Origin of the sequence: Pseudomonas yamanorum, from assembly GCF_013386765.1 — a bacterium.
Lineage (GTDB): Bacteria > Pseudomonadota > Gammaproteobacteria > Pseudomonadales > Pseudomonadaceae > Aquipseudomonas > Aquipseudomonas yamanorum_A.
Window position 1 is genome coordinate 200,358 of the sequence record NZ_JACARE010000038.1, and the last position, 12,206, is coordinate 212,563.

Below are 12,206 nucleotides of genomic sequence, written 5' to 3' on the forward strand. Positions count from 1 at the left end.
CGCATCCCTGGCAATTGCCGAACCGTCCTACTCGCCCTACAATGCGAACAATTCTTGTTCTCTAAAGCATACGCATGCTGCCGGAGTGTTCGCGTTGCAGCCGTCCAACACCGTCGAAGTCCTGTACCACGACCATCACCACTGGCTCACCGGCTGGTTGCGACGCAAACTCGGCTGCCCGGAAAGCGCCGCCGACCTGGCTCAGGACACCTTCATCCGCGTGCTTACCGCACGGGAAACCCCGACGCTGATCGAACCCCGCGCCTTCCTCACCACCATTGCCAAGCGCGTGCTGTTCAACCATTACCGCCGCCAGGACCTGGAGCGCGCCTACCTCGACGCCCTGGCGCAAATGCCCGAGCACGTGGCGCCGTCGGAAGAAGAACGGGCAATCATCCTGCAAACCCTGATGGAGCTGGACCAACTGCTGGATGGCTTGGCACCCATGGTTAAACGCGCGTTCCTGCTGTCCCAGCTCGACGGCCTGACCTACGCGCAAATCGGCGCGGAACTGGGGATCTCCATCGCCACGGTCAAGCGTCACCTGAACAAAGCGGCCATGCGCTGCTACTTCGCCTTATGAACTTCTCTACCCACGTCGCCGAACAAGCAGTGCACTGGCTGATGGAAATGCAGCAGGGCCCGCTCAACCCGCGCAAACAGGCGGCCTGGCAACAGTGGCTGGACGCCCACAGCGAACATCAGCGGGCGTGGGAGCAAATCCAGCGGGTGAACCAGCGGTTGCGCGGGATGCCCTCGCCGCTTGCCCACGCCGCGTTGAATGCACCGAAATCCAGCAGCCGCCGCCAGGCCCTGAAGCTGTTGCTGATCCTCGGCGCCGGCTCGGCAGCGGCCTGGGGCCTGCGCCAGCAACATATCCTGCCGCCGTTGAGCGCCGACTACCGCAGCCCCATCGGCCAGCGGCGCAAGTTCCAGCTGGCGGATGGCAGCCAGTTGCAGCTCAACACCGGCAGCGCCGTGGATGTGCACTTTGATGGCCAGCAACGCTTGATCCGCCTGCTCGAAGGCGAAATCCTGCTGACCGCCAAACCCGGCAACACCCCGCTGCGGGTCATCACCACCCAGGGCCTGCTCAGCGCCCAGGCGGCGCGGCTGAACGTGCGGCAGTTCAACGATCACACGCAGTTGGCGGTGTTTGACGGGCACGTCGACGTGATGCCCAACACCTATAGCGGTTTGCCGCTGTCCATCGACAAAGCCCATCAGGTCAATTTCACCCGCAAAGGCTGGGACACCGCGCGCCCCACGGATGCCGGCAGCGGTGCGTGGGCCGACGGGATGCTGGTGGCGGCCCACATGCGCCTGGAAGATTTCCTCGCCGAACTGAGCCGTTATCGCCGTGGCCAGCTCAACTGCGACCCGCAAGTCGCCAACCTGCTGATCTCCGGCAGCTACCCGCTGGACGACAGCGAACGAATCCTGGACATGCTGCCAGTCAGCCTGCCGGTCAAGGTCCGGCGGTTTACCCGCTACTGGGTGACCGTCGAAGCCCGTGCCTGAATTATTTTCAGAAACCGTGAGCCGTTTTCCACCCCTCGCGTGACAGAGAAGGAAAGCCCCCCTTGATCCTTCCTTCTCAGGACCGCACTTCATGCCCCAGCAACCGACTCGCCTGACGCCCCTCGCCCGCACCCTGCGCCACTTGTTGCTGGGGGCCAGCCTCAGTTTCAGCGCCGTGCCTTACGTGCTGGCAGCTGATGCCAAGCCCTACCGCATCGCCCCCACGTCACTGGAAGCCGCGTTGAATCAATTTGGCCGTGAAGCCGGCGTGCTGATTTCGTTTGGCTCGGACGTGACCGCAGGCCAGCAAAGCCATGGCCTGTCGGGCAACTACACCACCGAGGAAGGCTTGAACACCTTGCTCAAAGGTACCGGCCTGCAAGCCCGCGCCGAGGGCGACAATGCCTTCAGCCTGCAACCGGCCAATGCCCCGGCCACCCTTGAGCTGGGCACCTCCAACGTCGTGGGCGACTGGCTGGGGGATGCGGCGCAAACCAACGTCTTCGAACACCCCGGCGCCCGGGACGTGATCCGCCGCGAGGAATTCGAACGCCAGGGCGCGACACAGGCCCGCGACGTGCTCAACCGCATTCCCGGGGTCAACGCTCCGGAAAACAACGGCACCGGCAGCCACGACATGGCGCTGAACTTCGGCATTCGCGGGCTCAATCCCCGCCTGGCCTCGCGCTCCACGGTGTTGATGGACGGCATCCCGGTGCCGTTCGCCCCGTATGGCCAGCCGCAGTTGTCGTTCGCGCCCATCAGCATGGGCAACATGGACGCGGTGGACGTGGTGCGCGGCGGCGGCGCCGTACGTTATGGCCCGCAGAACGTTGGCGGCATCGTCAACTTCGTCACCCGCGCGATTCCTGATGCGCCGACGGTGAAAGGCGGCCTGCAGACCGAAACCAGCCCGTCTTCCAGCCACGATGGCTTCAAGACCACCGGCAACCTGCTGGCCGGCGGCACGGCAGACAACGGCCTGGGCGGCGCGATCCTGTATTCCGGCACCCGTGGCGGCGACTGGCGCGAAAACAGCGACACCCGCATCGACGACCTGATCCTCAAGGGCAAATACCAGCTGGACGACGCCAACAGCTTCAACGCCATGGCGCAGTACTACGAAGGCAAGGCCGATATGCCCGGAGGCTTGAGTACCGCGGCCTACAAGGCCGACCCGTATCAGTCCACCCGCCCCTACGACCAGTTCTGGGGCCGCCGCACGATGTTCAACGCGGGCTATCGCTACCAGGAAGATCGCCGGGAATTCACGGTCAACAGCTTCTTCACCACCACCCTGCGCAGTGGTTACCTGGACCAAGGCAACTTCCTTTCCCTGTCGCCCCGCGAGTATTGGGTGCGCGGCCTCGAAACCCGCTTTGCCCAAGGCTTCGACCTCGGCCCCACCAGCCACGAAGTGGGCGTGGGCTACCGCTACATCAACGAAGCCGGCCACGAACTGCGCTACCGCACGCCGATTGCCGCCAACCAGCAATTGCCCACCACCGACAGCCGCAACGACCGCGACACCCGTGGCAGTACCGAAGCCAATGCGTTTTTCGTCGACGACCGGATTGATATCGGCAAGTGGACCATCACCCCGGGCATCCGCTACGAGATGATCGAATCCCAGCAGACCAACAACCTGAGCAACGTCAAATACAAGGGCGACTACAACACCGCGCTGCCGGCGTTGAACGTGCTCTACCACCTGACCGATGACTGGAACCTCTACGCCAACACCGAAGGTTCGTTCGGCAGCGTGCAGTACAGCCAGATGCCCAACCGCGTGACCAGCGGCGAAGTGAAGCCGGAAAAGGCCCGTACCTGGGAACTCGGCACACGCTATGACAATGGCACCTTGCGGGCCGAGATCGGCGCGTTCCTGATCAACTTCGACAACCAGTACGACAGCAACCAGACCAACGACACCGTGATCGCCCGGGGCGAAACCCGTCACCAGGGCATCGAGTCCAGCATCAACTATGCCCTCGACGGCTTGAGCCCCGCGCTCGCCGGTTTTGATGTGTACGCGACCTACGCCTACGTCGACGCCACCATCCGCGAAGACGGCCCGAACAAAGGCAACCGCGTGCCCTTCTCTTCCAAGCACAAAGGCACCCTCGGCGTGGGTTACACCGAAGGACGCTGGAAGTTGAATGTGGACAGCAGCTACCAGAGCAGCCAGTTCGCCGACAACGCCAACACTGAAGCGCAAAGTGCCGACGGCAGCACCGGACGCATCCCTGGCTACATGTTGTTCAGCAGCCGCGCGGCGTACGACTTTGGCCCGCAGCTGTCGGATTTGAACGTGGCAGTGGGTGTGAAAAATATCTTCAACAAGCAGTACTACACCCGCTCGTTTGACGATAACAACAAGGGCAAATACGTCGGTGAGCCGCGCACGCTGTATGTGCAGACGTCCATCGCGTTCTGATCAACTGCCCGCCAGGCACGACGGTGTGCCGGCCACCAACGCATCGATGGCACACCGGGTCTTGGCCGGCATGTGCGTCGCCGTGGGCCAGATGACATGGATCGGCATCGGTTGCTCGCGGTGGCCCGGCAGCACCGCCTGCAGTTGCCCGCGCAATACGTAGTGGGCGATCAGCCAACTGGGCAGCCAGGCCAGGCCGACCCCGGCGATGGCGGCATCGGCCACGGCCTGCAGGTCATCCAGGATCAACGGCGAGGCCACCCGCTCCCGGTGCGAGGCATTGCTGCGGTAGGCAATGCCCCGATGCACGGCGAGGTCCTCGATGGATTCGATTCGGGGTGTGCGCTGCAAGTACGCGGGTGACGCGGCCAGGGCAATCGCCTGTTCGCCGAGGCGACGTGCGCTCAAGCGGTCGGTGTCGGGCAACGCGCCGATGCGTACTGCTAGATCGAAGCCTTCCTGGGCCAGGTCGATCAGACGGTCGGAGAAGGAAATCTCGATCTCCAACTGCGGAAAACGGTCCATCAGCGCCCACAACGCCGGCGCCGCATAGTGGTGGCCGAACGCCAATGGCAAGCTCGCCCGCAACCGTCCCCGTGGCTGCTGGCGGCCGCTTTCCAGCACGGATTCGGCGGCTTCCAACTCCGCCAGCGCACGCAGGCAATGCTCGTAATAGGCTTGCCCATCCTCGGTTAAACGCTGGCGCCGGGTGGAACGTTGCAACAGGGACGTACCCAGTCGCGCCTCCAGCCGCGCCAGGCCCTTGCCCACCGCCGAGCGCGTGAGGTTCAGCCGTTCGGCCGCCTCGGTCAGATTGCCGCTCTCGACGATCTGCAAAAACAGTTCAACACCATCAAAGCGCGGGGTAGCCATGGTCGTTTGTCGCCCTTTATTCCCTTATCACAGGAAGAAGTATCGCCAATAAAGAATTCTATTCCCGCAAAAATGACACCTTCCCCCATCGAAAGGAAGAGGCCATGCCACCCGACGCCGTTGTAACCGCCATAACCCCGTCACGCACCGCCAGGGACGGCCTCGCGCTCACCGCCGTGTGCCTGGTGGCGCTGATGTTCGGGCTGGAGATTTCCAGCGTGCCGGTCATCCTGCCCACCCTTGAACAGCAATTGGGCACCGGCTTCCAGGACGCCCAATGGATCATGAACGCCTACACCCTGGCCTGCACCAGCGTGCTGATGGCGGCAGGCACATTGGCCGATCGCTTTGGTCGGCGGCGCGTGCTGGTGCTGTGCCTGTGGGTATTCGGGCTGGCGTCGCTGGCCTGCGGGCTGGCCAACGACGCCTCCACGCTGATTGCGGCGCGTTTTGTCCAGGGCGTGGGTGCCGGGGCGATGATGATCTGCCAGTTCGCGATCCTGTCGCACCAGTTCCGCGAACCGGCGGCACGGGCGCGGGCCTTTGCAGTGTGGGGCGTGATCGCCGGTGTGGGCCTGGGTTTCGGGCCGATGGTGGGTGCGTTGATCCTGGCCGTTGCGGATTGGCGCTGGGTGTTCCTGGTGCATGTGCCGCTCACCTTGGTCACCCTGGCCTTGCTGCGCATCAGCGTGCAGGAGTCCCGCGACCCGGCGGCCCATCGCCTCGACATCACCGGCATGGCCACCCTGACCCTGGCGGTGTTTGCCCTGGTCTATTTCATCACCCAGGGCACCGCGAGCGGCTTTGCCACACCGGCCATGCTCGGCTGGGCCGGACTGTCGGTGGCGGGCTTGCTGTTGTTCGTGGTGATTGAGCGGCGCAGCCCGCACCCGATGTTCGATTTCTCGGTGTTTCGCATCCCGCGCTTCAACGGCGCGCTGATGGGCTCGATCGGCATGAACTTCAGCTTCTGGCCCTTCATGATCTACCTGCCGCTGTATTTCCAGGCCGGCCTGGGTTACGACACGATGCTCACCGGCCTCGCTCTACTCGCCTACACACTGCCCACGTTGATAGTGCCGCCGCTGGCCGAACGCCTGGCCCTGCGTTACGGCGCCGAACGCATCATCCCGTTGGGCCTGGGCCTGATGGGCGTGGGGTTTGTGGCCATGGCCGTGATCAACCACGGCGCCCAGCCCAGCGTGGTATTGATCCTGATCGCCTGTGGGATGGCCGGCAGCGGCTTGGCATTGACCAACTCGCCCACCACCAACACCACCACCGGCTCGGTGTCGCCGGACCGCGCGGGCATGGCCTCGGGTATCGACTTCAGCGCACGGCTGATCACCCTGGCGCTCAATATCGCGTTGATGGGATTGGTGTTGATCCTCGGGATCGCTCATTACCTGGCTGGCGTATTGCCCGACACGGCACCGTTGGCCGCCCTCAGCCAGGACATCGCTGCCGGCAAGCTGGAGGTGTTGGCGCAAGGCCCGATGATCGCCCAGGCCGCGCTGCGCAACGGCGCCGGTTGGGCCATGGTGTACGCCGGTTTGGGCGCGTGCGCACTGGCGGTCTTGAGCCGCAGCTTTTTCCGGCACAGCCCGCGCTGACCTTTTGCGCATAAAAAAACGGGCCTGCATCTGCAGGCCCGTTTTCAGTGGGGTTGAAAAAGTATCAGCTATCAGCCGTTAAGCGCAGCCTGTTCGTTTTCCAAAAATTCCTCTTCAAGCTCGGCCTCGTCGGCCTTGGTATTGGGCAAGCTCTGACCCGCGGCGCGTGGTTTGCCGCGCAGTTTGCCGTACAGATGCTCCAGGGCATGCTCCAGCTTGGTGGCCGCACCATCGATCGCCTGTTCCAGCGTATCGGCTTTATGGAGGACCGAAATCGGTTGATGGCCTTTTGGCCGTGCTTCCAGTCGGCAACTCAGATCATGTGGACCGGGCTTGTCACCGTTCTCGTCCCGCAGGTAAACCTCGACGCGGGTCAGATCTTCTTCGTAACGTTCGAGCGTGCTCTCAATGGTGGTACGTACCCACTCCTCCAGTCGGATGCTGCTTTCAATATGGTTATCGCTATTGACTTGGATTTGCATAGTTTTCCCTTATTTCAGCTAGCTCGCGGAAGGCCATTCCTGCTTCACCGGATGGGTGAAAACCATGACCTCCTGATTACACAATTGAGCAGACAGAGGAACATTTCAAGCCCTTTGCAAAGATAAATCCCACATTACAAATTAACCCTGACTACAACCAAAAACGCTGTTAGGGTGGGGAGTTGGTTACATCTTCTTACCGCCAACTTCCTTACAATTGCCCCTCTCCCAACGGGTGCAATCCGCGAAAAATCCCGGCTTCCTCCACCAGCCAGTCATGCACCGCCCGCACGCCCGGATGGCTCAGCGCACCCGGCGCATACAGCAGCACGTAACGTTTGTGATTGGGCACTGCCAGGCCGAACGGCACGATCAAGGTGCCCCGCTCCAATTCATCATTGAGCAAGGTGCGCCGGGCAATCGCCACACCCATGCCGGCAATGGCCGCTTCGATGGTCAGGTGATTGCGGTTGAAGGTATGCCCGCGCCGCACGTCGGCAGCGTCGTAGCCGATGGCATTCAGGTAGAACTCCCACTCTGCGTACTCATAACTCCCACGCCAGGCGGTAATGTCGTGCAACAGCGGGAAATGCACCAGGTCGGCCGGGCCATGCAGCGGCGGTCGCCCGCGCAGCAGGCTTGGGGCGCACACCGGGAAAATCTGCTCGTCCAACAGGGCTGTGGATAACAAGCCGGGGTAACTGCCGTCGTTCAGGTCGATGGCCAGGTCAAAGTCGCCCTCGTGCAGGGCGATGCTGCTGTCTTCGGCGACCATGCGCAGTTGAATGTCCGGGAAGCGCTGCTGCAAACGCGGCAGGCGCGGGGTCAGCCATTTGCCGAGAAACGACGGAATCGAGCGCAGGCGCAACGTACCGCTGATCATCCCGGCGTCCAGGCGCTGCAACTCCGCATCGATGCTGCCATAGGCCTCGCCCACGGTGATCGCCAGGCGCTGGCCTTCTGCGCTCAGCTCAACCCCGCGTGCGCGCCGATGAAACAGCCGGAAGCCCAAACGCTCTTCCAATTGGCGAATTTGCTGGCTGACCGCGCCCGGGGTGATGTGCAGTTCTTCGGCGCAGCGGGTGAACGACAAATGCCGCGCGGCGCAGGAAAAAACGTGCAACCAGACGTAAGTCTGGCCATGAAGCGGGCGAGCCATAGGGTTTAGTCCTGCTAAAGGGTGTCTTAGGATAATTCGTTGGTCAGTGCCGATCCAGAGGCTCAGTATCGCGCCAATTCCGCTTGTCCTACAAAAGATGGCAGCGATTCGTACTCCATTGCTTGTAAGGGTTTAGCATGGCTATCAGTGTTTTCGATCTATTCAAGGTAGGCATTGGCCCTTCCAGCTCCCATACCGTCGGCCCGATGCGGGCGGCGGCGACCTTCGTCCAGGGGCTGACTGACCAACAATTACTCGACGAAACCCGTCGCGTCGAAGTGCGCTTGTACGGTTCGCTGTCCGCCACCGGCGTCGGCCACGCCACCGACCGCGCCTGCGTCATGGGCCTGATGGGCGAATGGCCAGACAGCATCGACCCCACCAGCATCGGCCCACGTATCCAGCAACTGCGCGAGTCCGGCCAATTGCTGCTCGCCGGCCGCAACTCGATTGCCTTCAACTGGCTACACGACCTCCTGCTGCTGGACGAAAGCCTGCCCTACCACCCCAACGCCATGTCCCTGCATGCCTACGGCGAAAATGGCCTGTTGAGCGAGCAGACGTACTACTCGGTGGGCGGCGGTTTCATCATCGAGGCGGCGGAAGCTGAATCCGGCATTGCGCCTACCAGCGAAGTGCAATTGCCTTACGACTTCTCCAGCGCCGTAGAACTGCTGGCCTTGTGCAACAAGCACGGCCTGCGGGTTTCCGAATTGATGATGGCCAACGAGCGGGCCTGGCGCAGCGATGCCGAGATCCGCAGCGGCCTGCTGCATATCTGGTCGGTGATGCGTGAATGCGTCGAACAAGGCCTGCGCCACGAAGGCATCCTGCCCGGCGGCCTGGATGTGCCACGGCGCGCAGCGAAACTGCACCGCAGTCTGCTGGAAATCGGCAAACCCAACGTCATCACATCAACCTTGTCGGCCATGGAATGGGTCAACCTGTTCGCCCTCGCCGTCAACGAAGAAAACGCGGCCGGCGGGCGCATGGTCACCGCGCCCACCAATGGCGCGGCGGGGATCATCCCGGCGGTGTTGCACTACTACATGAAGTTCAACCCGGACGCGTCCGACGATGACGTGGTGAATTTCTTCCTGGCCGCCGCCGCCGTCGGCATCCTCTGCAAGAAAAACGCCTCGATCTCCGGCGCCGAAGTCGGCTGCCAGGGCGAAGTCGGTTCCGCCTGTGCCATGGCCGCTGCCGGCCTTGCCGACATACTCGGCGCGTCCCCGGAACAACTGGAAAACGCCGCCGAAATCGGCCTGGAACACAACCTCGGCCTGACCTGCGACCCGGTAGGCGGGCTGGTCCAGGTGCCGTGCATCGAGCGCAACGCCATCGCTGCGGTCAAGGCGATCAACGCCACGCAAATGGCCCTGCGCGGCGACGGCAAACACTTCATCTCCCTGGACCGGGTGATCCGCACCATGCGCGACACCGGCGCCGACATGCACGACAAATACAAAGAAACTTCACGGGGCGGCCTGGCGGTCAGCTGGGTGGAGTGCTGATCGGAGCACTCCTGCCGCCCCAACGTGAGCCCGCGCAAAAATAATAACGAGGCAATAACGATGACCGATGTACGTACACCTGCTGCCGAAAATCCCGCTGTAGACCTGACCACGACCACCGTAACAACCGGCTGGAACAAACACGACACCACCTGGATGCTCGGCCTCTACGGCACCGCCATCGGTGCCGGCACCTTGTTCCTGCCAATCAACGCCGGCGTCGGCGGCTTCTGGCCATTGATCGTGCTGGCGCTGCTGGCCTTCCCGATGACCTTCTTCGCCCACCGTGGGCTGACGCGCTTTGTGCTGTCGGGCAAATCCGGCGACATCACCGACGTGGTGGAAGAACACTTCGGCATCGGCGCCGGCAAGCTGATCACCCTGCTGTACTTCTTCGCGATCTTCCCGATTTTGCTGGTGTACAGCGTGGCACTGACCAACACCCTGACCAGCTTCATGGAACACCAACTGCACATGGCCCCGCCGCCCCGGGCAATTTTGTCGCTGGTGCTGATCCTCGGCCTGATGGCCATCGTGCGTTGCGGCCAGGGCGTGATCGTCAAGGCCATGAGCGTGCTGGTGTACCCGTTCGTCGCCGCCCTGCTGCTGTTGGCGGTGAGTTTGATCCCCAACTGGAACGGCGCGTTCTTCGCCTCCGCCAGCGAAGGCATGCCTCTGCCGGTGTTCTTCAAGACCTTGTGGTTGGCGATCCCGGTGATGGTGTTTTCCTTCAACCACTCGCCGATCATCTCCGCCTTCGCCGTCGATCAAAAACGCGTGTACGGCCCGCAGGCCGAGCGCAAAAGCAGCGGCATCCTGGCCATGGCCCACAGCATGATGGTGCTGACGGTGATGTTCTTCTGCTTCAGCTGCGTGCTGGCCCTGTCGCCGGCTGACTTGGCAGCGGCCAAGGCGCAGAACATCTCGATCCTGTCGTACCTGGCCAACCACTTCCAGACCCCGGTCATCGCCTACGCCGCACCGTTGATCGCGCTGGTGGCCATCACCAAATCCTTCCTGGGCCACTACATCGGCGCCAGCGAAGGCTTCCAGGGCCTGATCGTCAAATCCCTGCGTGGGCGTAACCGTTCGATGTCGGCCAAATGGCTGGAGCGCTGCACCGCGCTGTTCATGGTGCTCACCTGCTGGGCCGTGGCCACCTTCAACCCGAGCATCCTGGGCATGATCGAAACCATGGGCGGGCCGATCATTGCCTGCCTGTTGTTCCTGATGCCGATGTACGCCATCCGTCGAGTGCCATCTTTGCGCCAGTATTCGGGCCAGGCGTCCAACGTGTTTGTGGTGTTGATCGGCTTGATTGCGCTGTCTGCGATCGTTTTTTCCGTGATGCCCTGAAACGGGACACACCCGCCACGACTTGAGTGAATGCCGCACCCTGTGGGAGCCGGGCTTGCCCGCGATGGCGGTGGATCAGTGGGTATAAATGCCGGCTGATCCTCCGCAATCGCAGGCAAGCCAGCTCCCACAGTTAATTCCAGGCATTGCTGAACGCTTGTACGGCACGCCCCTTGCTGTACAGCACTTGAGGAAAACGGACCTTGTGAAAACCTCAGCGAGAGAATGGCCGGTGGTCAGGAAACGCGAACTAATCCCGACACCGGTCGTCAATGACTGCATGTTCTTATCAGGCGGTAACGCACCATGGACAATCCTTTTCAGATCATCACCGACACCTTCGCCCCAAAATACCGGGTCAATTTAAGCATCCAGCGGCTGGACGGCAGCATCATGCTGACCCTGTCCGACGAAGACGGCGTAGTGGCCAAACGCATGATCAGCGCCGAACAACGCAACGACCCGCAGCGGCTGAAACGGCTGGTGCAGAGTGTGCAGTTCGGGATTGCGATTGAGCAGGGGCACAGCGCAATTGAGATATTGGCGGTGATGACGGATGGGGACAGCCACAAAGTGTTGCAGCGGCCGCCGGTCAGCCGGCCGCCGCTGAGTGCCGGGCTTTAAAGCTCGCCTTTCTCTGTTTCAAGGCTCGCTTCGCCCTTGCGGCGCGGGCCTTCGACCTTTACCGAAGGAAATGCCGACGAGGCATACCGCACCACCAGAATCGCGAACGCCAACAGCAGAATCCCGCCGCACAGGTAGATGATGCCGAGGTCGGGCGGGTTGTGGTGGGAGACGTTGGAGATCAGCAGGCGGGTCAGCGCGGTGATCGCCACGTAGATCAGGAAGCGCACCGGCATGTGGTTGGTCTTGAAGTAAATCCCGACCATCGCCCCCAGTTCCAGGTAGATGAACAGCAGCAAGATGTCATCGATCTTGATGTGCCCCGTTTCCAGCATCCCCAGAAACTCCATCACCGCCGCATAGGCAGTCACCGCACCAATGGCGAACAGCGCCAGGTAGTGGAAGGTCTCGACGAACAGATTTCCCAAGGACTCGGCCAGTTGGTGCACGGTCTTGCGCAGGTTTTCAGCCCAGTTGATTTTCACGATGATGCTTCCTTAGGTCGGCTCGACCGGATAATGCGGGTTGGACGTGACGGTTTCTCTGCATGCAGAAAAAAGGCCAGGGAACAGGAAGTGAGATGGTGGCGGGGTGATATGAGGCACTTCATTGCCGTGATCGCTTCCA

Annotated in this window: 11 protein-coding genes; 7 read left to right on the forward strand and 4 right to left on the reverse strand. The window is 62.2% G+C overall.

All coding sequences use genetic code 11. From position 1 onward, the window contains the following. The first annotated feature begins 94 nt into the window (after positions 1–94). The 3 genes from HX875_RS26675 (at position 95) to fecA (ending at position 3,958) form a co-directional block, all read left to right on the forward strand. Entirely contained in the window at positions 95–583 is a 489-nt protein-coding gene (locus tag HX875_RS26675; RefSeq protein WP_177047219.1) for a sigma-70 family RNA polymerase sigma factor, read from the forward strand. Next, positions 580–1,521, forward strand: coding sequence for a FecR domain-containing protein (locus HX875_RS26680; protein WP_177047221.1), 942 nt, complete (start codon positions 580–582; stop codon positions 1,519–1,521). The genes HX875_RS26675 and HX875_RS26680 overlap by 4 nt, the downstream gene beginning before the upstream one ends. 91 nt (positions 1,522–1,612) lie before the next feature. After that, positions 1,613–3,958: a TonB-dependent Fe(3+) dicitrate receptor FecA gene (gene fecA, locus HX875_RS26685; protein WP_177047223.1), complete on the forward strand. Its 2,346-nt coding sequence runs from the start codon at positions 1,613–1,615 to the stop codon at positions 3,956–3,958. On the opposite strand, the gene HX875_RS26690 is transcribed toward fecA, so the two are convergent. Then, on the reverse strand, positions 3,959–4,831 hold the full coding sequence (locus tag HX875_RS26690; RefSeq protein ID WP_177047225.1) for a LysR family transcriptional regulator: 873 nt from the start codon (positions 4,829–4,831) through the stop codon (positions 3,959–3,961). Between the two features lie 104 nt (positions 4,832–4,935). Here HX875_RS26690 and HX875_RS26695 point away from each other — a divergent pair, with 104 nt between their 5' ends. Then, complete coding sequence (locus HX875_RS26695) at positions 4,936–6,444, forward strand: MFS transporter (RefSeq protein ID WP_177047228.1); 1,509 nt, start codon at positions 4,936–4,938, stop codon at positions 6,442–6,444. 71 nt (positions 6,445–6,515) lie between these two features. On the opposite strand, the gene HX875_RS26700 is transcribed toward HX875_RS26695, so the two are convergent. Then, positions 6,516–6,926 carry an HPF/RaiA family ribosome-associated protein gene (locus HX875_RS26700; protein WP_010176952.1) on the reverse strand — a complete coding sequence of 137 codons (411 nt, stop codon included), beginning with the start codon at positions 6,924–6,926 and terminating at the stop codon, positions 6,516–6,518. A 211-nt stretch (positions 6,927–7,137) separates the two neighbouring features. Continuing rightward, entirely contained in the window at positions 7,138–8,085 is a 948-nt protein-coding gene (locus tag HX875_RS26705; protein ID WP_010176953.1) for a LysR substrate-binding domain-containing protein, read from the reverse strand. A gap of 137 nt (positions 8,086–8,222) precedes the next feature. Here HX875_RS26705 and HX875_RS26710 point away from each other — a divergent pair, with 137 nt between their 5' ends. From HX875_RS26710 to HX875_RS26720, 3 genes are all read left to right on the forward strand, one after another. Then, a complete protein-coding gene (locus HX875_RS26710; RefSeq protein ID WP_177047230.1) occupies positions 8,223–9,599 on the forward strand; it encodes an L-serine ammonia-lyase in 1,377 nt (458 codons plus the stop codon). Positions 9,600–9,659: 60 nt separating this feature from the next. Continuing rightward, positions 9,660–10,955, forward strand: a complete 1,296-nt coding sequence (locus HX875_RS26715) for a serine/threonine transporter (RefSeq protein WP_177047232.1) — start codon at positions 9,660–9,662, stop codon at positions 10,953–10,955. Positions 10,956–11,261: 306 nt separating this feature from the next. Beyond that, the gene (locus HX875_RS26720; RefSeq protein WP_010176956.1) at positions 11,262–11,579 is read left to right on the forward strand and encodes a DUF3509 domain-containing protein; all 318 of its coding nucleotides are present in this window, start codon (positions 11,262–11,264) and stop codon (positions 11,577–11,579) included. On the opposite strand, the gene HX875_RS26725 is transcribed toward HX875_RS26720, so the two are convergent. Beyond that, positions 11,576–12,064: a phosphate-starvation-inducible protein PsiE gene (locus HX875_RS26725; RefSeq protein ID WP_177047234.1), complete on the reverse strand. Its 489-nt coding sequence runs from the start codon at positions 12,062–12,064 to the stop codon at positions 11,576–11,578. The genes HX875_RS26720 and HX875_RS26725 overlap by 4 nt on opposite strands. Positions 12,065–12,206: the final 142 nt, after the last annotated feature.

What these genes read in the sequence shown, in the direction of transcription:
- HX875_RS26715 (WP_177047232.1), top strand. Translation starts at nt 9,660, where the DNA reads ATGACCGATGTACGTACACCTGCTGCCGAAAATCCCGCTGTAGACCTG.
- HX875_RS26710 (WP_177047230.1), top strand. Translation starts at nt 8,223, where the DNA reads ATGGCTATCAGTGTTTTCGATCTATTCAAGGTAGGCATTGGCCCTTCC.
- HX875_RS26700 (WP_010176952.1), bottom strand. Translation starts at nt 6,926, where the DNA reads ATGCAAATCCAAGTCAATAGCGATAACCATATTGAAAGCAGCATCCGA.
- HX875_RS26705 (WP_010176953.1), bottom strand. Translation starts at nt 8,085, where the DNA reads ATGGCTCGCCCGCTTCATGGCCAGACTTACGTCTGGTTGCACGTTTTT.
- fecA (WP_177047223.1), top strand. Translation starts at nt 1,613, where the DNA reads ATGCCCCAGCAACCGACTCGCCTGACGCCCCTCGCCCGCACCCTGCGC.
- HX875_RS26695 (WP_177047228.1), top strand. Translation starts at nt 4,936, where the DNA reads ATGCCACCCGACGCCGTTGTAACCGCCATAACCCCGTCACGCACCGCC.
- HX875_RS26720 (WP_010176956.1), top strand. Translation starts at nt 11,262, where the DNA reads ATGGACAATCCTTTTCAGATCATCACCGACACCTTCGCCCCAAAATAC.
- HX875_RS26690 (WP_177047225.1), bottom strand. Translation starts at nt 4,831, where the DNA reads ATGGCTACCCCGCGCTTTGATGGTGTTGAACTGTTTTTGCAGATCGTC.
- HX875_RS26680 (WP_177047221.1), top strand. Translation starts at nt 580, where the DNA reads ATGAACTTCTCTACCCACGTCGCCGAACAAGCAGTGCACTGGCTGATG.